General features: G+C 60.7%; 17 protein-coding genes and 1 pseudogene. 11 read left to right on the forward strand and 7 right to left on the reverse strand.

The window, feature by feature from the left end; all coding sequences use genetic code 11:
* Positions 1-136: 136 nt before the first annotated feature.
* The 5 genes from J4D99_RS04840 to J4D99_RS04860 all read left to right on the forward strand — a co-directional run bounded on the left by J4D99_RS04840 (position 137) and on the right by J4D99_RS04860 (position 8,254).
* Positions 137-1,873 (forward strand): ribulokinase, encoded by a 1,737-nt coding sequence (locus J4D99_RS04840; RefSeq protein ID WP_208130587.1) that lies wholly within the window; start codon positions 137-139, stop codon positions 1,871-1,873.
* On the forward strand, positions 1,874-2,572 hold the full coding sequence (locus J4D99_RS04845) for an L-ribulose-5-phosphate 4-epimerase (RefSeq protein WP_208130588.1): 699 nt from the start codon (positions 1,874-1,876) through the stop codon (positions 2,570-2,572).
* An 82-nt stretch (positions 2,573-2,654) separates the two neighbouring features.
* Positions 2,655-4,142, forward strand: a complete 1,488-nt coding sequence (araA, locus tag J4D99_RS04850; protein WP_208130589.1) for an L-arabinose isomerase — start codon at positions 2,655-2,657, stop codon at positions 4,140-4,142.
* Between the two features lie 153 nt (positions 4,143-4,295).
* Complete coding sequence (locus J4D99_RS04855; RefSeq protein ID WP_208130590.1) at positions 4,296-6,347, forward strand: glycoside hydrolase family 127 protein; 2,052 nt, start codon at positions 4,296-4,298, stop codon at positions 6,345-6,347.
* 203 nt (positions 6,348-6,550) lie between these two features.
* Positions 6,551-8,254, forward strand: a complete 1,704-nt coding sequence (locus J4D99_RS04860) for a GH39 family glycosyl hydrolase (protein ID WP_208130591.1) — start codon at positions 6,551-6,553, stop codon at positions 8,252-8,254.
* 85 nt (positions 8,255-8,339) lie between these two features.
* On the opposite strand, the gene J4D99_RS04865 is transcribed toward J4D99_RS04860, so the two are convergent.
* From J4D99_RS04865 to J4D99_RS04875, 3 genes are all read right to left on the reverse strand, one after another.
* The gene (locus J4D99_RS04865; protein WP_208130592.1) at positions 8,340-9,515 is read right to left on the reverse strand and encodes an MFS transporter; all 1,176 of its coding nucleotides are present in this window, start codon (positions 9,513-9,515) and stop codon (positions 8,340-8,342) included.
* 152 nt (positions 9,516-9,667) lie between these two features.
* Positions 9,668-10,810 carry a transaldolase gene (gene tal, locus J4D99_RS04870; protein WP_208130593.1) on the reverse strand — a complete coding sequence of 381 codons (1,143 nt, stop codon included), beginning with the start codon at positions 10,808-10,810 and terminating at the stop codon, positions 9,668-9,670.
* 112 nt (positions 10,811-10,922) lie between these two features.
* Positions 10,923-11,909 (reverse strand): arabinan endo-1,5-alpha-L-arabinosidase, encoded by a 987-nt coding sequence (locus J4D99_RS04875; protein WP_208130594.1) that lies wholly within the window; start codon positions 11,907-11,909, stop codon positions 10,923-10,925.
* Positions 11,910-12,215: 306 nt separating this feature from the next.
* Between J4D99_RS04875 and J4D99_RS04880 the strand changes: the two genes are divergently transcribed.
* On the forward strand, positions 12,216-13,280 hold the full coding sequence (locus J4D99_RS04880; protein ID WP_208130595.1) for a LacI family DNA-binding transcriptional regulator: 1,065 nt from the start codon (positions 12,216-12,218) through the stop codon (positions 13,278-13,280).
* Positions 13,281-13,303: 23 nt separating this feature from the next.
* On the opposite strand, the gene J4D99_RS04885 is transcribed toward J4D99_RS04880, so the two are convergent.
* The 3 genes from J4D99_RS04885 to accC all read right to left on the reverse strand — a co-directional run bounded on the left by J4D99_RS04885 (position 13,304) and on the right by accC (position 16,258).
* Positions 13,304-14,200 carry a hypothetical protein gene (locus J4D99_RS04885; RefSeq protein WP_208130596.1) on the reverse strand — a complete coding sequence of 299 codons (897 nt, stop codon included), beginning with the start codon at positions 14,198-14,200 and terminating at the stop codon, positions 13,304-13,306.
* 97 nt (positions 14,201-14,297) lie between these two features.
* A complete protein-coding gene (locus J4D99_RS04890) occupies positions 14,298-14,666 on the reverse strand; it encodes a hypothetical protein (protein ID WP_208130597.1) in 369 nt (122 codons plus the stop codon).
* A gap of 80 nt (positions 14,667-14,746) precedes the next feature.
* Positions 14,747-16,258 (reverse strand): acetyl-CoA carboxylase biotin carboxylase subunit, encoded by a 1,512-nt coding sequence (gene accC / locus J4D99_RS04895; RefSeq protein ID WP_208130598.1) that lies wholly within the window; start codon positions 16,256-16,258, stop codon positions 14,747-14,749.
* Positions 16,259-16,498: 240 nt separating this feature from the next.
* On the opposite strand from accC, the gene J4D99_RS04900 reads away from it, so the two are divergent.
* Entirely contained in the window at positions 16,499-17,737 is a 1,239-nt protein-coding gene (locus J4D99_RS04900; RefSeq protein WP_208130599.1) for an aminotransferase class I/II-fold pyridoxal phosphate-dependent enzyme, read from the forward strand.
* 261 nt (positions 17,738-17,998) lie between these two features.
* A pseudogene (locus tag J4D99_RS22150) lies at positions 17,999-18,175 on the forward strand (BF3379 family histone-like protein); the annotation flags it as partial.
* Between the two features lie 219 nt (positions 18,176-18,394).
* Here J4D99_RS22150 and tyrS read toward each other — a convergent pair.
* A complete protein-coding gene (gene tyrS, locus J4D99_RS04910; RefSeq protein ID WP_208130601.1) occupies positions 18,395-19,696 on the reverse strand; it encodes a tyrosine--tRNA ligase in 1,302 nt (433 codons plus the stop codon).
* Positions 19,697-19,843: 147 nt separating this feature from the next.
* Here tyrS and holA point away from each other — a divergent pair, with 147 nt between their 5' ends.
* The 3 genes from holA to J4D99_RS04925 all read left to right on the forward strand — a co-directional run bounded on the left by holA (position 19,844) and on the right by J4D99_RS04925 (position 22,074).
* A complete protein-coding gene (gene holA, locus J4D99_RS04915) occupies positions 19,844-20,896 on the forward strand; it encodes a DNA polymerase III subunit delta (protein ID WP_236018532.1) in 1,053 nt (350 codons plus the stop codon).
* A 66-nt stretch (positions 20,897-20,962) separates the two neighbouring features.
* The gene (locus J4D99_RS04920; RefSeq protein WP_208130603.1) at positions 20,963-21,169 is read left to right on the forward strand and encodes a hypothetical protein; all 207 of its coding nucleotides are present in this window, start codon (positions 20,963-20,965) and stop codon (positions 21,167-21,169) included.
* 263 nt (positions 21,170-21,432) lie between these two features.
* Positions 21,433-22,074 (forward strand): PA2169 family four-helix-bundle protein, encoded by a 642-nt coding sequence (locus J4D99_RS04925; RefSeq protein ID WP_208130604.1) that lies wholly within the window; start codon positions 21,433-21,435, stop codon positions 22,072-22,074.
* Positions 22,075-22,088: the final 14 nt, after the last annotated feature.

Consider the following 22,088-nt stretch of genomic DNA (forward strand, 5'->3'; position numbering starts at 1 on the left):
GTGGCGGTGAGAAAAGCTGAACCCAGTATTCTGGTAGTGAGTCGCTTGGCTACCCAGCTTGCTTGTTCTGCGCTCATCGGCCCTCATTTTCTGCATTCTTCACATTTTCACCTCTTTACATTATTTAGTTACTGCTATGTCTGTTGCTGCTACTGAAACAGCTGATACGCCGGCCTACGTCATCGGCCTCGATTACGGCACCGATTCGGTACGGGCGCTGCTCGTAGATGCGCGCACCGGCGCCGAAATCGCGCAAGCCGTGCACTACTACCCCCGCTGGAAGCAGGGCCAGTACTGTAACCCCGCCAAAAACCAGTTTCGCCAGCATCCCCTCGACCACCTCGAGGGCCTTGAAGCTACCGTGCGTGAAGTGGCCGCCCAAGTGCCCGCCGCGCAAATCCTGGGCCTTGCCATCGACACCACCGGCAGCACGCCGGGCCCGGTGAATGAGCAGGGCCAGCTGCTGGGCCAGCTGCCCGAGTTTGCCGACAATCCCAACGCACTGTTCATCCTCTGGAAAGACCACACGGCCCTGGCCGAAGCCGCCGAAATCAACCACAAAGCGCGCACCTGGGGCGGCGAAGACTACACCAAGTACGAGGGCGGTATCTACTCCTCGGAGTGGTTTTGGGCCAAAATCATGCACACCGTGCGTGAAGACGAGGCCGTGGCCCAGGCCGCCTATTCGTGGATGGAACACTGCGACTGGCTCACGCTGACGCTCACCGGCCAGCCGCTGGCCACTTTCAAGCGCAGCCGCTGCGCCGCCGGCCACAAGGCGCTGTGGCACGCGAGCTGGGGCGGCCTGCCCCCCGAGGAGTTCCTGACGTACCTCGACCCTAAGCTGGCTGGTTTGCGCAATCGATTGTTCGCAGAAACTTACACGGCTGACGAGGTAGCCGGGCATCTTTCCGAAGAGTGGGCCAGCCGCCTGGGCCTGACTACCAACACGGTAATCGCGGTGGGCTCGTTCGACGCCCACGCCGGCGCCGTGGCTGGCGAAATCGAGTCCTATTCGATGGTGAAGGTGATGGGTACCAGCACCTGCGACATTGTGGTGGCTCCCACGGCCGAAGTGGGCGACCACCTGGTAGCCGGCATCTGCGGGCAGGTCGATGGCTCCGTGATTCCGGGCATGCTGGGCTTGGAGGCCGGGCAGTCGGCTTTTGGCGACCTGCTGGCCTGGTTCCGCCAGATGCTGGAGTGGCCGCTAGGGGCCGTGCAGTCGAAAACCCTGACGCCGGAGCAGCAAGCCGCCTTCCGTCAGGAAGTGAGCGACAGCCTCATCGTGCAGCTGTCCAAAGCTGCCGCCGAAGTAAACCCCACCGAAAGCCACGTGCTGGCCCTCGACTGGGTCAACGGCCGCCGCACCCCCGACGCCAACCAGGCTCTGAAAGGCGCCCTAATGAACCTGACCATGGGCACCTCGGCCCCGCAGGTATTCCGGGCCCTGGTCGAGGCCATCTGCTACGGCTCGAAGCAGATTGTGGAGCGCTTCGAGCGCGAAGGCATTCCGATTAAGCAGGTAATTGGCATAGGCGGCGTGGCTAAAAAGTCCGCATTTGTCATGCAGACGCTGGCCGATGTGCTCGACCGGCCCATCAAAATTGCCGTGTCGGAGCAGGCGCCGGCCCTCGGGGCGGCCATGTACGCCGCCGTGGCCGCCGGCCTCTATCCCGACGTGCTGAGCGCCCAAAAGGCGCTGGGCAGCGGCTTTGCCGAAACCTACACCCCTAGCCCCGCGAGCGTGGCCGACTATGCTGCGCGCTACGCGCAGTATCAGGCGCTGGGCAAGTTCGTGGAAAGCGTCACGGCCAGCCACTCGGAAGAGCCGGTAATGGAACCCGAAACCCCCGCCATCACCACCGCCTAAATGAGCCAGTACCAAGACCTAAAGCAAGCCTGCTACGAGGCCAATATGCAGCTGCCGGCCCTCGGGCTGGTGCTCTTCACCTTCGGAAACGCCAGCGTGGTAGACCGTGAAAAGAGCGTGTTCGCCATCAAGCCCAGCGGCGTGCCCTATGCTACGCTGAAGCCGGAAGACATCGTAATTGTAGACTTCGACAACAACATCGTCGAGGGCAGCAAGCGGCCTAGCAGCGACACCAAAACCCACGCGCTGCTCTTCAGGCAGTGGACGGGCATCGGTGGTATCGTGCACACGCACAGCACTTATGCCACGGCATGGGCGCAGGCACAGCTCGATATTCCCATCCTGGGCACCACCCATGCCGACCACCTCACGGCCGATGTGCCCTGCGCGCCGCCCATGAGCGATGAGCTCATCGCGGGTGACTACGAGCATCAGACGGGCTGGCAAATCATCAACGAATTCGAGAAGCGCGGCCTTTCGCCCGCCGAAGTCGAAATGATACTTGTGGGCAACCACGCACCCTTCACTTGGGGCAAAACCGTGGAGAAGGCCGTGTATCACAGCGCCGTGCTGGAAGAAGTGGCCAGGCTAGCCTACCTCAGCTGCACGCTGAAGCCGGGCGTGGCCCGATTGAAGGATGCCTTGATTAAAAAACACTACGAGCGCAAGCACGGCGCTAATTCTTACTACGGGCAATAAGTAGCGCCGACTTTTAGTCCGCGAATGCCTAGCAACCCATCCAACAAGTATTACTCGCGGACTGAAAGTCCGCGCTACATCCATGATTGACATTTCAAATTACGAAGCCTGGTTTATCACCGGCAGCCAGCACCTCTACGGCCCCGAAACCCTGGAGCAGGTAGCACAGCACTCGCAGGAAATCGCCAAAGAGCTTGGCACCAAGCTGCCCATCAACATCGTGTATAAGCCCGTGCTGACGGGCCCGCAGGAGATTTACAAGCTGATGCAGGAGGCCAACAATACGCCGAACTGCGTGGGCCTGATTGCCTGGATGCACACCTTCTCGCCGGCCAAGATGTGGATTAACGGCCTGAAAATCTTGCAGAAGCCGCTAGCCCACCTGCACACGCAGTACAACCGCGACATTCCGTGGGACGCCATTGACATGGACTTCATGAACACCAACCAGTCGGCGCACGGCGACCGCGAGTTTGGGTTCATCGGCTCGCGCATGCGCCTGAACCGCAAAGTGATAGTAGGCCACTGGCAGAGCGCCGACGTGCAGGAGCGCCTCAGCATCTGGAGCCGTGTGGCCTCGGCCTGGGCCGACTGGCAGGGTGCCAAGTTTGTGCGCTTTGGCGACAACATGCGCTACGTGGCCGTGACCGAAGGCGACAAGGTAGAAGCCGAAATTAAGTTTGGCTACGAGGTGAACACCTACGGCATCGGCGACCTGGTAGCCGAGGTAAACGCCGTGACCGACGAGCAGATTGCCGGTCTGGTAGCCACTTACGAGCAGGAGTACGAGCTAGCCGACAACCTGAAGGAAGGCGGCGAGAAGCGCGAAAGCCTGCGCGACGCGGCCCGCATCGAGCTGGGCATGCGTAAGTTCCTGACCGACCGCAACGCCAAGGGCTTTACCGACACCTTCGAGGACCTGCATGGTATGAAGCAGCTGCCCGGCATTGCCACCCAGCGCCTCATGGCCGATGGCTACGGCTTCGGCGGCGAGGGCGACTGGAAGACCTCGGCCCTGGTGCGCGCCATGAAGGTGATGGGCGCCGGCCTGCCCGGCGGCAACTCCTTCATGGAGGACTACACCTACCACTTTGCGCCTGGCAACGAGCAGGTGCTGGGCTCGCACATGCTCGAAATCTGCCCCAGCATCGCCGAGGGCAAGGTGCGCGCCGAGATTCACCCGCTAGGCATTGGGGGCAAGGAAGACCCGGTGCGCTTGGTGTTCAATTGCCCGGCCGGCCCGGCTCTGAATGCAACCATCGTGGATATGGGCAACCGCTTCCGCATGATTGTGAACACGGTAGAAGCCGTAGCCCCCGAGCAAGACCTGCCCAAGCTGCCCGTGGCCCGCGTGCTCTGGAAGGTGCACCCCGACATGAAAACCGGCCTCGCGGCCTGGATTCTGGCCGGCGGCGCCCACCACACCGGCTACAGCCAGAACCTGACCAGCGAGTACCTGGAAGACTTCGCCGAGATGGCGGGCATCGAGTTCCTGGTTATCGACGAAGATACCAAGCTGCGCACCTTCAAGAACGAGCTGCGCTTCAATGAGGTAGCTTTCCGGGGCTAGCCCGAGTAGGTAAAGTATGGCCACCCGGCCTCCGCCGGCCCGAACCTTCTCACTACGGCGCCTGTCATTGAGCAAGAGAAGGTTCGGGCCGGCGGAGGCCGAATTCGCAAGCCCGACGATAAGTCAAGCCGCTGTCTTAAAACCCACCCCGTCATGTTGCCATCCAAGTCATTTCTGCTCGCGCTCGGCTTCGGCGCCAGCCTCGCGGCACACGCTCAGAAATCGGATTATCCGATTCAGGCAGTGCCGTTTACGCAGGTAAAGCTCACGGATAACTTCTGGTTGCCGCGCCTCAAAACCAACACCGATGTGACCATTCCGGCGTCGTTTCAGCGCTGCGAGAGCACCAACCGGGTAAAGAACTTTGAGATGGCGGCGGCCCACCAGGGTAAGTTTGCCACCACGTTTCCTTTTGACGATACCGACATCTACAAGACCATCGAGGGCGCCTCGTACTCGCTCAGCGTGTACCCCGATGCCAAACTCGATGCCTATGTAGATGAGCTGATTAAGAAGGTAGGCGCCGCCCAGGAGCCCGACGGCTACCTCTACACCGCCCGTACCATAGACCCCGCGCACCCGCACAGCTGGGCGGGGCCGACGCGCTGGAGCAAGGAGCGCGAGCTGAGCCACGAGCTCTACAATGCCGGCCACCTCTACGAGGCGGCTGTGGCCCACTACGAGGCCACCGGCAAGAAAACGCTGCTCAACATCGCCCTCAAAAATGCCGACCTCGTGTGCTCGGTTTTCGGGCCAGGCAAGCTCAGCGTGGCGCCCGGCCACGAGATTGTGGAGATGGGGCTAGTGAAGCTGTACCGCGTGACCGGCCAGCCCAAGTACCTCGAAACAGCCAAGTTCTTCCTCTATGCCCGCGGCCAGTACAAGGGCTACGACCCCAAGAGTACCGACGGCTGGAAAAACGGCCAGTACTGGCAGGACGACAAGCCGGTGGTGGACCAGCGCGTGGCCGAGGGCCACGCCGTGCGCGCTGAGTACCTGTACTCGGCCATGGCCGACGTGGCGGCCCTCACCGGCGATAAGCAGCTGCTGGCGGCCGTGGACAGCATCTGGCAGAACATGGTGAGCAAGAAGCTGTACGTGACCGGCGGCACCGGCGCCGTGCCCGCTGGCGAGGCGTTCGGCAAAAACTACGAGCTGCCCAACACCACGGCCTACAACGAAACCTGTGCCTCGGTGGCCGACGTGTACTGGCAGCAGCGCATGTTTCAGCTGCACGGCGACTCGAAGTACGTGGACGTGATGGAGAAAGTGCTCTACAACGGCCTGCTCTCGGGGCTGGGGCTCGATGGCAAGTCGTTCTTCTACAGCAACGCCATGCAGATAAAGAACATCCAGGGCTACCACGACACCGAGCCGGCCCGGGCGGGCTGGTTTGAGTGTTCGTGCTGCCCCACCAACCTGGCCCGGCTTATGCCCGCGCTGCCCGGCTACGTGTATGCCGAGCGCGGCAAGGCGCTGTACGCGAACCTGTTTGTGAGCGGCACTACCAACCTGACCGTCAACAAGCAAAAGGTGCAGCTGACCCAGGAAAACAATTACCCTTGGCAGGGCGACCTCAAGTTCAAGGTGAATCCGGCCAAGGCTGGCGCCGACTTCGACCTGCTGGTGCGCATTCCGGGCTGGGCCCGCAACGAGGCCGTGCCCAGCAGCCTCTACACGTTTGAGCAGCCTAGCAGCCAGCAGGCCACCATCAAGGTCAACGGCCAGCCAGTGACCTACCAGCTGCAAAACGGCTACGCGATACTCAGTCGCAAGTGGCACAAGGGTGACGTGGTGGACGTGAACCTGCCGATGGAAGTGCGCCGCGTGCACGCTAATCCGCTCGTGAAAGACGACCTGGGCAAGGTAGCCCTGCAACGCGGCCCGGTCATGTACTGCGCTGAGTGGGCCGATAACAACGGCAAGACCAGCAACATCCTGGTGCCCCAGAACGCCTCCTTCAGCGCTGGCTACCAGGCCGGTCTGCTCAACGGCGTGGAAACCCTGACGGCTACCGTGCCGGTGGTGACGCTAGGGGCCGAGGGCACCTCGGTCAGCACCACACCGCGCACACTGGTAGCCATTCCATACTACGCCTGGGCCAACCGCGGCAAGGGCGAAATGACGGTATGGTTCCCCGAAAAGCTCACCGACCTCGACCTGCTGAGCCAGCCCGCTGCTAGCGGTGCCACGGCCAGTAAGTAAGTGGTCTGTTTAACGTGAGAGGAACGTCAGGCTGAGCGCAGCCGAAGCATCTTGCTCGGGGTCGTTAGGGTTAGTAACCCTAGCGGTGCGAGCTAGATGCTTCGGCTGCGCTCAGCCTGACGTTCTTTTTGAATTAGAATCAAGCTACTGGCCGACTGTTGCGGCTTAATATCTCTCTTATCAAGTTCTCTTTCCCACCCGTTATGCCCCACGGCTACTCCCGTAAAAGTTGGCTCATCGGCGCTCTGCTAACGCTAGGCCTGACAGCCAGCGGCCAGGCCCCGGTGCCGGCCGCGCCCGTCGCCATCACCGTTGATGTAGCGAAGCCGCTAGGCCCCATGCAACCCCTGTGGGCCTATTTTGGCTACGACGAGCCCAACTACACCTACATGCCCGATGGCCAGAAGCTGCTCACCGAGCTGGCCGCGCTCAGCCCCGTGCCGGTGTATGTGCGGGCCCACAATCTGCTGACCACCGGCGACGGCACGGCGGCCCTGAAGTGGGGCTCGACCAACGCCTATACCGAAGATAAAAGCGGCCGCCCGGTGTACGACTGGAAAATCGTGGACCAGATTTTTGATGCCTACGTGAAGCGTGGCATGAAGCCCATTGCCCAGATTGGCTTCATGCCCGAGGCCTTTTCTACGCATCCGGTACCGTATCGCCACTACTGGAAGCCGGGCGATAATTACAACGACATCTACACGGGCTGGGCCTACCCGCCCAAGGATTACAAAAAATGGGGCGAGCTGGTGTACCAATGGGTAAAGCACAGCGTGGCCCGCTACGGCGCGGCAGAGGTGAAAACCTGGCGCTGGGAGCTGTGGAACGAGCCCAACATCGGCTATTGGAAAGGCACGCCCGAGGAGTATAACGAACTCTACGACTACACCGAGGCGGCCGTGCACCGGGCGCTGCCCGCCGCCATCCTGGGTGGCCCCGAAACCACCGGCCCCGGCTGGGATAAAGCCGCCGCTTACCTGCGCGGCTTTTTGGAGCACTGTGTAAATGGTAAAAACTACGTAACCGGCAAAACCGGCACCCGCCTCGACTACATTTCCTTCCACGCCAAGGGCGCACCCAAACTAGTGGATGGCCACGTGCGCATGAACATGGGCACGCAGTTTGGCGATATCGAGGAGGGTTTTAAAATCGTGTCTTCGTTCCCGACGTTACGCCAGCTGCCCATCATTATCGGCGAAAATGACCCCGAGGGCTGCGCTGCCTGCGGCGTGCAAACCAACCCCGAAAATGCCTACCGCAACGGCACTATGTATTCGAGCTACACGGCCGCGGCCTACGCCCGCCTCTACGAGCTGGCCGCGCAGTACCACGTCAACCTGGAGGGCGCCGTGAGCTGGTCGTTTGAGTTTGAAAACCAGCCGTGGTTTGCCGGCTTCCGCGACCTGGCCACCAACGGGGTCGATAAGCCTGTGCTCAACGTGTTCCGGATGCTGGGCATGATGCGCGGCCCGCGCGTGGCGGTGGCTAGCCCCTCGGCGCTCTCAGTAGCCGACATTCGGGCCCAGGCCCAAAGCCAGCGGCCCGACATCGGCGCCCTGGCTACGGCTGAGGCGCACTCGGCCACGGTGCTGGTCTGGAACTACCACAACGACGCCCTGCCCGCCCCGCCCGCCGAGGTTGAGCTAACTGTGAAAGGGCTAGCCACCCCGCAAGCCCAGGTGCAGCACTACCGCATCGACAATGAGCACAGCAACGCTTACACCGCTTGGCAGGCCCTAGGCTCGCCGCAGCAGGTGAGTGCCGCCCAGCGCGCCACCCTGGAGCAGGCCGGGCAGCTAGCTCAAGTTAACGCGCCCGCCTCGGTCAGCCTCCAAAATGGCCAAACGGTGCTGCACTTTGCGCTGCCACGCCACGGTGTATCGCTGTTACGTCTAACCTGGTAAACGAAGGAAAGGGGGCATACGAAGCGGGGGCGACAGCATGGAGTTATTGTCCATACTGCCGCCCCCGCTTGTAGTAGGTGCGCTGCTAGGCTACCGGCTCGGCCTGCGGCGTGGCCACCGGCACGGGATTGGGCAGCGAGGCCAGCACCCCGATGCCTGTAGCCACCACTGCCACCAGGCCAAAGGCCGTGCGCAGCGAGAATAACTGGGCCAGGAAGCCAATCAGCGGCGGCCCCAGCAAAAAGCCCAGAAAGCCGATAGTAGATACTAAAGCCAGCGCCACGCCCGGCGACACCGACGTGGCCCGCCCTGCCGAGCTATAGGAGAGCGGCACCACCGAGGCAATGCCAAAGCCAATCAGCAAAAAGCCCGCTACTGCCGGTACGAGATACGGAAAGCCTACGGCCAGCAGCAAGCCGCTCACAATGAGTGCACTGCTAAGCTGCAGCATCCGGATGGTGCCGAAGCGGTGCGTGAAGTAGTCGCTCAAAAAGCGGCCTAGCGCCATGGTGCTCATGCAGGCCACGTAGCCCGCCGTGACGAGGGCCGCATCGGGCCGCACCACTTTCTGGAAGTACACCCCGGCCCAGTCAAACATGGCGCCCTCGCTCATCATGCCGCAGAACGCAATAAACCCGATGCGCAGCAGGTAGGGGTCGGGGTGCCGCAGGCTGAGGCCGCCGCTGCCGTCGTCGGTTTTGCGCACATCCTGGCGCAAGGTGTGGGCCTGAGCCCAGCTCGCAATGGCCAGGCACACCACCAGCACCAGCAAAAAGTGGTGCAGCGGCGCCTGGTGCCAGCCGATGAGGGCCGTGCCCAGCGCCCCGCCCAGAAAGCCGGCCAGGCTCCACAGCCCGTGAAAGCTTCCCATGATGGGCTTGGGGTAAAGCTCTTGCAAGCCAATGGCTTGTGTGTTCACCGCGATGTTGAGCATATTGCCCGCAAACCCAAACAGCGCCAGCGCGGGGGCTAGGGTCCAGAAGCTACCGGCCCAGCCCAGCAGCGGCAAAAAGCACGCGTAGAGCACCGAGGCCAGCAGCACCGTGCGCCGGCTGCCCCAGGTAGATACCAGCCACCCGGCCAGCGGCAGCGAGGCCAGCGACCCTAGCGGAATAGCCAGCAGCAGCTGCCCGAGCTGCCCCGAATTCATCCCCAGCTTAGCACTGATATCCGGAATACGCGAGGCCCAGCTGGCAAAGCACAAGCCGGGCAAAAAGAAGAAGGCGCTCACGGCCACCCGGCTCTTCGTAGTTGCATTCATAATCTACATTCAATGGGGCGGTACGCCCGTGCAAAAATACCGATTCCTGCTCCCGCTGCCCGCTAAAACGCCCACCCGAAACCGCCCTGGCACCTGACCAGGGAAATTTTGGGTGGGCGAAAAGCAGCTAAGTAAGTGCAGTGCGCAGCGTGCTACGCCGGCTGCTTGGTGGCATCTACGGCGGCCTGGCGCTTTTTCTCGACCGAGTCAATCAGCTTGCCGAAGGGCTCGATGAATTTCTGCACGCCTTCTTTCTCCAATTGAGCAGTTTGGGCGTCGAGGTCAATGCCCACCTTGGGTAGGTCGCGCAGCACGGCCTGAGCCAGCTCAAGGCCCTGTTCGAGGCGGTCGGCAGGCTTGCCTTTCTCCTTGAAAATATCCATCGTTTCGACCGGAATGGTGTTCACCGTTTTCGGGCCGATGAGGTTTTCAACGTATTTCAGGTCGTCGTATTTCGGGTTTTTGTTGCCCGTGCTGGCCCACAGCAGGCGCTGGGTATGCGCGCCTTTGTCGGCCAGGGCCTGCCAGCGCGGGCCGGCAAAAATCTCTTTATAAAGCTGGTACGCCTGCTTGGCGCTGGCCAGGGCCACTTCGCCCACCAGCGACTGGGCCAGCTGGCCTTTTTCGCCGCCCGCGGCCGCGATTTTTTCCAGCTGCGGGTCAATCAATACATCAATGCGGCTGAGGAAGAAGCTGGCCACCGAGTCGATACGCTCCAGCGACTGGCCGGCCTTTACCCGGTCTTCGAGCCCCGCAATAAATGCTTCGGCCACGGCCTTGTAGCGGTCGAGGCCAAAAATCAGCGTCACGTTCACGTTGATGCCCTCCGAGATGAGCGTGCGGATGGCGGGCAGGCCCTCCAGGGTAGCTGGCACCTTTATCATCACGTTGGGGCGGTTCACGGCCTTCCACAGCTGGCGGCCTTCGGCAATGGTGCCCTCGGTGTCGTGGGCCAGCTTGGGCGATACTTCGAGGCTCACGTAGCCGTCGCTGCTGTTGTCGTGGCTGTCGTAGAGGCCCTTAAACAAGTCGCAGGCAGCTTGCACATCGGCCACGGCCAGGCCCTCGTAAATTTCTTCGGCCGACTTACCCTGCTGGGCCTGCTCCTTAATAGTCTGGTCGTAGTCAGCCGAGCCGCCGATGGCCTTCTCAAAAATGGCAGGGTTGGAGGTAACACCACGCAGGGCGTCGTGGTCGATGCGAGCCTTCAACTCGCCGTTTTGCAGCACTTTGCGGCTGATAAAATCCAACCACAGGCTCTGGTCGAAGCGGCGAATGTCAAGTAAGGGGTTCATGGCAAAGAAACTAGGGTGAAAAGTAGCGGGAAGAATGCGGGCCGGCAAAGGTGCAGCCAGACTGAGGTACTACGTACAAACCAACCGCGCAGGCCGGCTTAGGGTTGTGGGGCTAGGGGCGGGCCGCCACGGTAGGCCACCCGTCGGGGCTCCAGGCCAGGGGCTCGATGCGCAGCTTGGGACGCCCCTGGTCGTGGCCGTCGTAGCCGTGAAATATCAGGTAATCAACCTGGTCGAAGGTGGCTACGGCATTGTGGCCCACGCCGTACCAATTGGCGTCGCCTTGCAGCACGAGCGTACCGCCGCCCTGCTCCAGGGGCACGCCGGCCTGGTCGAGGTAGGGGCCCGTGACGGTGCGGGCGCGGCCTACCATCATTTTATAGGTGCTTTGTGGCCCCCGGCAGCAATAATCGAACGAAGTAAACAAATAGTAATACCCGCCGTGCCGGAATATAAACGGCCCCTCAATGGCGCCGTCGCCGGGCAGCGAGTCGGCAAGGGCGGCGTTGCGCGGGCGGCGGGCCAGCGTGCGCCACTGCGCCGGCTCGGCGGGGCCCGTGAGGTCGGGCCGCAGCTGTACCAGCTTGATGCCATTCCAAAATGAGCCGAAGGCTAGCCAGGGCGTGCCCCGCTCGTCGCGGATGAGGTTGGGGTCGATGGCGTTCCACATATCGCGCCCCGGCACCGACTCAATTACCACGCCGTGGTCAACCCACTTAAAGTCTTTCGATTTAGGGTCCAGGGTTTTATTGGTGGCTAGCCCGATGGCCGAGCGGTTTTTGCCAAACGTCGAGATGGAGTAAAACAGGCTGTACTGCCCGTTGTGGTACGAGATATCGGGGGCCCAGATGTGCCCCTTAAAGCCCGGCACGTCGTGCTGCGCCCAGGCCGGCGGGCTGGCAAACACGGGCTTTTCGGGTGTCCAGGTCTGGCGGTCTTTCGACGACCATACCGTGATGCCGTTGCCGGTGCCAAACAGGTAGTACGTGTTGCCTTGGCGCGTGAGCACCGGGTCGTGGATGGGAATGGCGGGCGGGCTGGGCTGGGCCGCGAGCGGCTGGCCGATAGCCAGCAGCGCTGCGAGTAGCAGATTTCTCATACCAAATAAGCTTACATAATCGATTGTGCAAATTAACAACAAATGCGCTGGCTTTTGGTGAAATGCAGATTAGTTTGCTTACTATTGATACGCGAAAAACTTTGTAAAAAGGTGAATTAGCGCCAACGATGGAAAAGAGGCGAGGAGATTTTAAGAACACAAACGTTTGCGCGCGCTTATTAGTGACCTATAGCTGTGCGCGAAGCTTGCTTCTCAACTGTTCCCTTGGCCATACAGAAGTAAAAGCTTTTTGCAAACTCGTCTAAATTTGTAGCTGGGCCGCTCTTTCGCGTCGGCCGTTTCCGCATGAGTTCCCCTAAAAAAACGATGCCTAGCGCCGCCCCCCCCGCCGTGTCGATGGCCGACTTGGCCCGTGAGCTAGGCGTGTCGATGACGACCATCTCGCGCGCCCTGAGCAACCACCACAGCATTGGGGCCGCCACCAAGCAGCGCGTGCTCAAGCTGGCCAAGAAGCTCAATTACCAGCCCAACCACCTGGCCGCTGCGCTGCGCAAGGGCCAGAGCCGGCTGCTGGGTGTAGTAGTGCCCTACATTGAGGGAAAGTTCTTTCCGTCTGTAATTCAAGGTATTGAGCAGGCCGCTAGCAAGGCGGGCTTTAGTGTCATTGTGTGCCAGTCGCACGAAGATGTGCAGCTTGAGCGCCGCAACGTGGAAACGCTGCTCAACGCCCAGGTGGCGGGCGTACTCGTGTCTTTGGCCCGCAACACCCAGGAGTTTCACCACTTCGATAAGGTGCGCCAGCGCGGGGTGCCGCTCGTGTTTTTCGACCGCATTCCGCCCACCGAGCAAGTGAACTCGGTGGTCCTCAACGACCGCGAGGGCGCTTTTCAGGCCACGCGCCACCTGCTGGAGCAGGGGTGCCGCCGGGTGGCGCACCTGGCCGGCCCGCAGCACCTCAACATCTACCGGCACCGCCGCCAGGGTTACCTCGACGCGCTGGCTGCCTACAGCATCGTGCCCGACGAGGACCTGATTATCACCTCCGACATGACTACCGAGGACGGCGCCGGGGCCACGCGCCAGCTGCTAGCCCTGCCCGAGCCGATTGATGGCATCTTCGCGGCCGGCGACTCGGCCATCCTGGGTGCCCTACAGGTGCTGAAGGCCCAGAGCATCCGGGTGCCGCAAGAGGTGGCCCTAGCCGGCTTCAGCAACGAGGGCTTTACGGCCATCACCGAGCCGCAGCTTACCTCGGTAGACCAGCGCTGTGAGGAGATGGGGCAGGCCGCCGTGCGCCTCTTTCTGGAGCTGGCCGCCGCGCCCGATGCGCCGTTCGTGCAGCGTCAGGTAGTGCTTCAGCCCGAGCTGTTTGTGCGCGAATCGTCGCGCCAGGGCGCGCCATTATCCTAAAATATAGACGGGCCAGCCGAGCGCTAGGGCTGCGGCTGAGCTGGCTTTTGCCCCCTGCGGCGGGCGCTGACCCGAAACAGCCGGCCGTGCTCATTGCTCATGAGTAGGCCGTGGTTATCAAGGTAAAGAACCGCTTCGGCCTGCCCGGTCGTCGGCAGCCGGCGATACAGTTTCGGCTGCTGAAAAAGCCGTGCCCCAGGTGGGCCGGCAAATAGAAACAGTGCGCCGTAGCCTAGCAGCGCCACCTGTCGGCCGTCGGGGCGCAGGGCCGCGCCCGTGACGAGGGTGCGCAGCCGCAGACTGTCGCGCAGCACCGCCACGTGGTGGCCCGGCCGGGCCGGCACCACGTAGTAGCGCGTGCGGTGGGCTAGGCCCCGGTCTTTGGTAAAAAGGTGCAGCGTGTCGTTATAAAACAGCATCGCCTCACAGTCGAAGTGCCGCCCGGCCGCGGGCGGCGGAAACGCCGTCTGGTCGGGGTAGCGAAAGGCGATGGTATCGACCCGCGGTCGGCCCCCGGCCTCTAGCGTGATGCGGTAGATTGCCAGGTTGCGCCGGTCGTTGCGGTTGTTACCAAAGTCGCCTATATAAAAGCGTCCGGCTGGGTCGCGGGTTAGCTCCTCCCAGTCGTGGTTCACTAGGGGGGCTAGCGGCAGCGCCCTGCGCAGGTGCCCAGCCAGGCTAGCCTGGTAGAGCGTGGCCGGGGTGCCGCCGTCGCCGTGCGTCCACACCAGCCCGGCCGAGTCGCCGGGCGCCAGCCCCGAGCTTTCGCGGATGGGAGCGGGCAGGTGGGCTAGCCGCGCCACCCGGTAGTGCCGCAGGCGGGCAAAACGCCCGTGGCCATCATCGGGCGGCCGGCCCGCCAGCAGCGCGTGCAGAAACACAAGCACCGGGAAGAGGTGGTCGCGCACGAGGTAGAGCATGGCCGTTGTTTACAAAGTTCTGATGCAAGTGTGGCGATGCCATAACTCTCGTCAATTACGCTAGCCAATTCATTGCTAGTCTGTAAGTTGAAAAACGCTAAGCTAATACTTCGTAGCTTATAGACTTGCAACGAATTAAGAAGCTTGACATGGGGTCTTCTTCCAATTTACCTAATCCATCAACTTGAACTGGAAAGAAATCAACTACAATGCCTCGCTCATTCTGCATAATCATGGCTTCAAACACCACTGCGCTTTGAATTACTTTGCAATCAGAGTATTGAAAATGAGTAACGTCAATGAAATTAAGCTTTACTTTTTCCCACTCTTCAGTTTTCCAGTTTAAACACTTCAAGTAAACGCTAAGGAGTTTGCCGGATGTATTCGAGCCAATAGGAACGTACTCTATTCTTTCAACTATTGCATCTCCAAACGACCCGTATAAATTTTTGATTTTTGCTATCATATAGCTGCAAACCTTTGAATCTAGTGGGTCAGCGAAAATTGTAATTGAACGGCTTGCTTATAAAAGTAAAAGCATAAGGCCTACCCCACGCCCATCCGGTTCCGGCGCCACGCCGAGGCCGGTGCGCCGGCCGTTTCGCCCGTGGCTACGGGGCTAGCGGGCTTCTTCTCGCTCATGAGCAGGGCCACCAGGGCGGCGGCTACCTGGGCGGTGCCCTCGTCGGGCGTGGTGGGGGCTAGCACGGCGGGGCTGAAGTGGTCGCGTACGAAATTCGTGTCGAAGTTGCCGCTCACGAAGGCAGGGTGCTTGAGCACGAAAGTGCCGAAGGGCAGCGTCGTTTCGATGCCTGTAATCTGGTATTCGGCGATGGCGCGCAGCATGCGGTCGATGGCCTCTTGGCGGGTGGCGCCGGTGGCTACGAGTTTGGCAATCATGGGGTCATAGTAAATCGGAATGTCCATGCCCTGCTCGAAGCCGTCGTCCACGCGCACGCCCGGGCCCTGGGGGCGCACATAGGTGGCTAGCCGGCCGATGTCGGGCAGGAAGTTGTTTTGCGGGTCTTCGGCGTACACGCGCAGCTCCAGGGCGTGGCCCGTGATGCTGAGGTCTTCCTGGCGGAAGGGCAGGGGCTGGCCCTCGGCCACCCGAATTTGCTCCTTCACGAGGTCGAGGCCCGTAATCTGCTCGGTCACGGGGTGCTCCACTTGCAGGCGGGTATTCATTTCGAGGAAATAGAAGCGGTGCTGGTCGTCGAGCAAAAATTCGACGGTACCAGCGCCGGCATACTGGCAGGCCCTGGCCACGTCCACGGCGCAGCGGCCCATCTCGGCGCGCAACTCGGGCGTGAGCACCGACGAAGGCGCTTCCTCAATCACCTTCTGGTGGCGGCGCTGAATGGAGCACTCGCGCTCAAACAGATGCACGATGTTGCCGTGCTCGTCGCCCAAGACCTGAATCTCGATGTGGCGCGGCCCGGTCACGAATTTCTCAATGAACACCGCCCCGTCGCCAAACGCCGACGTAGCCTCGCTCACCGCCAGCTGCATCTGCTCCTCAAACTCCTCTACGGCGTGCACCAGGCGCATACCCTTGCCGCCGCCGCCCGCCGAGGCCTTAATCAGGATGGGAAAACCCACTTCCTGGGCAATCTGCTTGGCCGCTTCCACGTCGGAAATGGCCTCGTCGGTGCCCGGCACCAGCGGGATGTTGTAGGCCTTCACGGCCTGCTTGGCCGAGAGCTTGTCGCCCATCATATTCATGGCCTCGGGGCTCGGGCCCACAAAAATGAGCCCCGCCTCGCGCACGGCGCGGGCAAAGCCGGCATTCTCCGACAAGAAGCCGTAGCCGGGGTGAATGGCATCGACGCCCAGCTCGTGGCAGATTTCAATAATTTTATCGCCCCGCAAATAACTCTGGGCCGAGGCCGGGGGGCCGACGCACACCGCCTCGTCGGCGTAGCGCACGTGGGGCGAGAGGCGGTCGGCCTCCGAATAGATGGCCACCGTGGCGATGCCCATTTCTTTGGCCGAGCGCAGCACGCGCAGGGCAATTTCGCCACGATTGGCAACCAGCAGTTTCGCTATTTTATTCATGCGGGGTGGGAGAGAGGAGGTAGCGCGCAGCAGAAGCTTCGCGCTACCGCGTTTTGCGGGTGCAAAGAAAACCTTAATCCGTTACCTTGGTAGTAAGAAGGCATTGGCCGACCCGTCGTGAGGCCCTAATTATGTACAAAAGCTGAGCGCGGGCTATCTTTGTCGTTTAGCGCTTAGGGCGGCACGGGCCGCTTAGGCCCCTTTTTCCCGCTCTCTCAACTTATTCCCCCTAGTTTTTCAGTGGATATTTTCGAACGCGTTTCGGCCAACCGGGGCCCGCTAGGCTCGCACTCACACTACGCCCACGGCTACTTTACGTTTCCGAAGCTCGAAGGCGAGATTAAGCCCCGCATGCTATTCCGTGGGAAAGAGGTGCTGACCTGGAGCCTAAACAACTACCTGGGCCTGGCCAACCACCCCGAAGTGCGCCAGGCCGATACCGAGGCTACCGCGCAGTACGGCATGGCCTACCCCATGGGGGCCCGCATTATGAGCGGCAACTCGACGCTGCATGAGCAGCTCGAAAACGAGCTGGCCGACTTCGTGCACAAGCCCAGCGCGCTACTGCTCAACTTTGGCTATCAGGGGGTTGTGAGCATTATTGATGCCCTAGTGAGCCGCCACGACGCCATTGTGTACGATGCCGAGTCGCACGCCTGCATCATCGACGGTGTGCGCCTGCACCAAGGCAAGCGCTTCGTGTTTCCGCATAATGACATCGAGAACCTCGAAAAGCAGCTCGAGCGCGCCAAGCGCCTCACCGACGAAACCGGCGGCGGCATCCTGGTTATCACCGAAGGCATGTTTGGCATGTCGGGCAACCTCGGCAAGCTGCGCGAAATTGTAAAACTCAAGGAGAAATTCAACTTCCGCCTGTTCGTGGATGACGCGCACGGCTTCGGTACGCTAGGGCCCACCGGCGCCGGCACGGCCGAGCATTTGGGCGTTACGGAGGGCGTAGACCTAATTTTTTACACCTTCGCCAAGAGCATGGCCAGCATCGGCGCGTTCGTGGCCGGGCCGGAGGCCGTTATTGAATATTTGCGCTACAACATGCGTAGCCAGATTTTCGCCAAATCCTTGCCCATGCCGCTCGTCATCGGCGCTTTGAAGCGCCTGGAGCTCATTCGCAACCACCCCGAATACCGCGAAAACCTCTGGACCATCGTGCGCGCCCTGCAGAGCGGCCTGCGCGAAAAAGGCTTCAACATCGGCACCACCGAGTCGCCGGTGACGCCGGTGTTCCTCAACGGCCAGATTCCCGATGCAACGGCCCTGACCTTCGATTTGCGTGAGAATCACGGTCTTTTCTGTTCTATTGTGGTGTATCCGGTCGTGCCCAAGGGCGTTATTATGCTGCGCCTTATCCCTACGGCCGTGCATACGCTCGAAGATGTGCGCGAAACCATCGCCGCGTTCGAAGCCATTTCGGCTAAGCTCGACAAAGGCCTCTACAGCAAGCAGCCCGCTACTGCCTAATATACTGGCTGCTAGCTCGCTCGCTGCCGCGCGCCGGCTGCCCCTCGGGGCGGCCGGCGCGCTTGTTTTTGCACATTTCCAAGGCGTAGGCCGGATGGTATCTTCATTAAATGAGCATTTTTGAAGAAAAAAGCCCCTTCTGAGGCCAGAAAGGCGGTTTTGAAAAAAACCTGGAAAACTTGCTTGCGTAGAAAGTGCCTGTATATTAGGGCCGCGTAAGCACAATTCCCTTTTTTCTCACCCAATACCCAACCAACTTTCATGGCTAATCCTTTCAACAAGCTCAAGGACCTGATTCACTCGCTGGAAGACGACTTCGAAAAGTCGTACGACAAGCACAATGCTGCTGCCGGCACCCGCGTGCGCAAAGGGATGCAAGAGCTGAAAAACCACGCCCAGGCTATCCGTCTGGAAGTGCAGAACATGAAGAACTCGTCGAAAGACGGTGCCGCCGCTGCTCCGGCTGCCAAAGCTGCTCCAGCTAAAAAGGCTGCTCCGGCCGCTGCCAAGAAAGCTGCTCCAGCCGCTAAGAAGAAGTAGTTTGTCTGAACCACGGATTCGACCGGACTTTGCGGATTAATCGGATTCTGTGCCGGATTTTTTAATACAAAAAGCCCCGCTAGCCTAGCTAGCGGGGCTTTTTTGTGCCTTGGCTTACTAGCTCAGCTCCACGAGGTAGTAGTTCTTCTTGCCACGCTGCACCACCAAATATTTATCCAGCAGCAGTGGCAGCTCGGCTACTGCGGCGTCGGGCGAAGTTGCTTTTTGGCCGTTGAGGCTCAGGCCGTTTGCTTGTACGAGCTTGCGCACCTCGCTGCGCGAAGGAAGAATTTGCTTGTCGGTGGCCTCGCTAAGCAGCACGGCCAGGGTAAGGTCAGCCGCTCCGGTGCGGGGCACGCGCAGGTGTGGCACGCCGGCAAATACGTCGAGCAGGGTGGCCTCATCGAGGGCTGCAAGGTCGCCGCCGCTGAAGAGCACCTGCGACGCCGCCACGGCCGCCTCATAGGCCGCCTCGGAGTGCACCCGGATGGTTACATCCTTGGCCAGGGCCTTTTGCAAGGTTTTCAGGCCGGGGTTTTGGGCGTGCTCGGCTTCGAGGGCTTCAATTTCTGCCTGGCTGAGCAGGGTAAACACGCGGATAAGGCGCGGAGCGTCAGCGTCTTCGGCGCGCAGGAAGAACTGGTAGAACTGGTAGGGTGAGGTCAGCTTAGGGTCGAGCCACACGGTGCCGGTTTCGCTCTTGCCGTACTTGGTGCCGTCGGCCTTGGTGATGAGCTGACCGGTGAGGGCGTAGGCCTTGCCCTGGCCATCGGTGAGGCGGCGGATGAGCTCGGTACCGGTCGTGATGTTGCCCCACTGGTCGCTAGCCCCCATTTGCAGGGTGCAGCCCAGGTTTTTATAAAGGTGAAAGAAGTCGTAGCCCTGCAGCAGCTGGTAGCTGAACTCGGTGTAGCTGATGCCATCGGCGCCGCTGTCCTCGTTGCCGCCGATGCGGCGCTTCACCGAGTCTTTGGCCATCATATAGTTCACCGTGAGATGCTTGCCGACTTCGCGCAGAAACTGCAAAAAGCCAAAGTCCTTGAACCAGTCGTAGTTATTGACGAGCACCGCGCCGGTGGGCGAGTCGTTGAAATCCAGGAATTTCTCGAGTTGGGCCCGGATGCCGGCCTGGTTGGCGCGCAGCGTAGTCTCGTCGAGCAGGTTGCGCTCGGCGCTTTTGCCACTAGGGTCACCAATCATGCCGGTAGCGCCGCCCACCAGCGCCACGGGGCGGTGGCCAGCGCGCTGCAAATGCACGAGCAGCATAATGGTGGCCAGGTTGCCGATGTGCAGCGAGGCGGCCGTGGGGTCGAAGCCGATGTAGCCCGACACGGGCGCGGCGCTAGCCAGGTGCTCGGCGGTGCCAGGCATGGCATCGTGGTACATGCCGCGCCAGCGAAGTTCAGAAAGTAAGTCCAATGGGTAAAGGAGCGAATGGGGGAATGGGGAATGACAAAAGGCCAAGCCCACGTGCAAAGGCCAAAGTTACTAGACGGTTTTACCTTTACTGAAGCGCTGGGTGAATGTCTTTTCATTCACCCATTCACTCATTCAACCATTCACCCCTTGACACAAGACGCCGACGCCATCCTCAAGCAAGTGCAGCAGCGGCAGTTTCAGCCGGTATATTTTCTGCAAGGTGAGGAGCCGTATTTTATTGATACCGTGGCCGACGCGCTCGAAAACGCGGTGCTGCCCGAGAGCGAGCGCAGCTTCAACCAAACGGTGCTCTACGGCAAGGATACCGACGCGGCCGGCATCTTGGGGCAAGCCAAGCGCTTCCCGATGATGAGCGACTACTCGGTGGTTATTGTGAAGGAAGCGCAGGCCGTGGCCGATTTGGAAAGCGAAAAAGCCTGGCCTTTTCTCGAAGCTTACCTCAAGAACCCCCTAGCCAGCACGGTACTGGTGCTCTGCTACAAGCACAAAACCCTCGACTCGCGCAAAAAGCTGGGCAAGCTGCTGGCCACTGCCCCCGGCGTGGCCCTGATGACGAGCAAAAAACTCTACGACAGCCAGATACCGCAGTGGCTAGGGGGCTATGTGCGCAGCCGCAAGCAGCAGATTACGCCCGGCGCCACGGCCCTGCTGGCCGAGTACATTGGCGCCGACCTGGGCCGGCTGGCCAATGAGGTAAACAAGCTGCTGCTCAATGTGAAGCCGGGCCAGGCTATCGACGAAGACCTGGTGCAGCGCATGGTGGGCATCAGCAAGGACTACAACATTTTTGAGTTGCAGCGGGCCCTGGTGCAGCGCGATGTGCTCAAGGCCAACCGTATTCTGACGCACTTTGCCGCCAACCCCAAGGCCAACCCGCTTATCCCCAACCTGACGCTGCTGTTCAATTTCTTTACTAGGCTGCTCATGCTGCACCAAGCCGGCCCCAACCCCTCGGATGCGGATATGCAGAAAATGGGCATCAATAAATTTGCCCAGAAGGAATACCAGCTAGCCCAGCGGCAGTTCAGCCCCGAGCGCACCATCGACCTGATTCACCTCATCCGGCGGGCCGATGCGCAGAGCAAGGGCATCGAGAGCGGCAGCATGGACGAGGGCGAAATATTGCGCGAGCTGGTGTGGCTGATACTGCACCCCGTGCCCGTGGCCGCGGTGGGCTAGCCCAGGAAACACCCGCCGCCCCGCCCGCGTAGAAAGCCGGTATCCACCTTACACCTGATTTCACTCATGAGCGATAACCAACCGAGCGGCACCCTAGGCGGCATGATTTCCAGCCTGTTTGGCCGTAGAACCAACGAAGACGGTACCACTGGCGGCTTCAAGTCGTCGCACAAGCTGCTGAGCGGCGCCCTGCTGGCTGCAGGTGCCGCCTACCTCTACAAGCGCGCCAAAGCCGGCAATCTCAACGTGCCCGGCATCAATACAGGTCGTTAAGACAGAAGCAAGGCTAGCCCCTTGCAAAAAGGCCTCGCTTGGCACGCCAAGCGAGGCCTTTTTGCGTTCGGACCAGAAGCCGCTACATGGTGATATTTATTAAAATGGGCGTAAAATGTGCGGTTATTCTGGCATAGGTTTATTGACTGACAAGGCATTATTGGTTATAACGCGCAGCTTATAATTGCTGCTGTAAGTAAGCTCCACTAAAACGCGCTAGGGAAGACAGGCGTACGCAAGGCATCACTTAGCTAGTTGCTCTTATGAAAAACAATCCCTCTGCTGCCTACTACGACGCTACTACGCAGCCTAAGCGCTCCAAGAATGGCGGCACGCTGGGCAGCCTGCTCAGCAAGGTGCCGGCCACCATCAAAAATGCCAGCACCGCCCAGAAGATAATCGGCGGCAGCTTATTGGCCTTGGGCATCACACTGCTAGCGCGCACCAACAAAAAGGCTGGCGCCAGTGACCAGGCGGCCACCCTCGATGAGCTGCTATACTTTGTAAATGACCGCATTAAGGGCTACGAGCGGGCAGTGAGCGAAAGTGAGGACGCGCAGCTGCGCGGCTACTACAAGCAGTTGGTGAGCCAAAGCCAGCAGTTTGCCACCGACCTCAACACCTACCTGACCCGCGAAGGCGGCGAGCGCGAAACCTCGACCACGCTCAAGGGCAAGCTCTACCGCACCTTTATGGAAGCCCAAGCAGCCGTAACGGGCCACAGCGAAAAGTCGCTGCTCGCCTTCAATATCCACGGCGAGATGTGGGCCCTGAAAGCCTACAAAGAGGCCCTAGCCGACCAAACCCTAACCGGCCCCATGCGCCAAGCCGTAGACCGCCAGTATCAGCTCTCGCAGCAAACCTACGAGCGGCTCAAGAAGCTGGAAGAGAAGCAGGCGGCCTAACTAACACTGTATAA

It is taken from the genome of Hymenobacter sp. BT559 (assembly GCF_017571525.1).
In the GTDB taxonomy this organism is placed as follows: domain Bacteria; phylum Bacteroidota; class Bacteroidia; order Cytophagales; family Hymenobacteraceae; genus Hymenobacter; species Hymenobacter ginsengisoli.

Bases quoted from the DNA above. Each gene is read 5' to 3' on its own strand.
- J4D99_RS04840 (WP_208130587.1), top strand. From the start codon at position 137: ATGTCTGTTGCTGCTACTGAAACAGCTGATACGCCGGCCTACGTCATC.
- J4D99_RS04845 (WP_208130588.1), top strand. From the start codon at position 1,874: ATGAGCCAGTACCAAGACCTAAAGCAAGCCTGCTACGAGGCCAATATG.
- araA (WP_208130589.1), top strand. From the start codon at position 2,655: ATGATTGACATTTCAAATTACGAAGCCTGGTTTATCACCGGCAGCCAG.
- J4D99_RS04855 (WP_208130590.1), top strand. From the start codon at position 4,296: ATGTTGCCATCCAAGTCATTTCTGCTCGCGCTCGGCTTCGGCGCCAGC.
- J4D99_RS04860 (WP_208130591.1), top strand. From the start codon at position 6,551: ATGCCCCACGGCTACTCCCGTAAAAGTTGGCTCATCGGCGCTCTGCTA.
- J4D99_RS04865 (WP_208130592.1), bottom strand. From the start codon at position 9,515: ATGAATGCAACTACGAAGAGCCGGGTGGCCGTGAGCGCCTTCTTCTTT.
- tal (WP_208130593.1), bottom strand. From the start codon at position 10,810: ATGAACCCCTTACTTGACATTCGCCGCTTCGACCAGAGCCTGTGGTTG.
- J4D99_RS04875 (WP_208130594.1), bottom strand. From the start codon at position 11,909: ATGAGAAATCTGCTACTCGCAGCGCTGCTGGCTATCGGCCAGCCGCTC.
- J4D99_RS04880 (WP_208130595.1), top strand. From the start codon at position 12,216: ATGAGTTCCCCTAAAAAAACGATGCCTAGCGCCGCCCCCCCCGCCGTG.
- J4D99_RS04885 (WP_208130596.1), bottom strand. From the start codon at position 14,200: ATGCTCTACCTCGTGCGCGACCACCTCTTCCCGGTGCTTGTGTTTCTG.
- J4D99_RS04890 (WP_208130597.1), bottom strand. From the start codon at position 14,666: ATGATAGCAAAAATCAAAAATTTATACGGGTCGTTTGGAGATGCAATA.
- accC (WP_208130598.1), bottom strand. From the start codon at position 16,258: ATGAATAAAATAGCGAAACTGCTGGTTGCCAATCGTGGCGAAATTGCC.
- J4D99_RS04920 (WP_208130603.1), top strand. From the start codon at position 20,963: ATGAGCGATAACCAACCGAGCGGCACCCTAGGCGGCATGATTTCCAGC.
- J4D99_RS04925 (WP_208130604.1), top strand. From the start codon at position 21,433: ATGAAAAACAATCCCTCTGCTGCCTACTACGACGCTACTACGCAGCCT.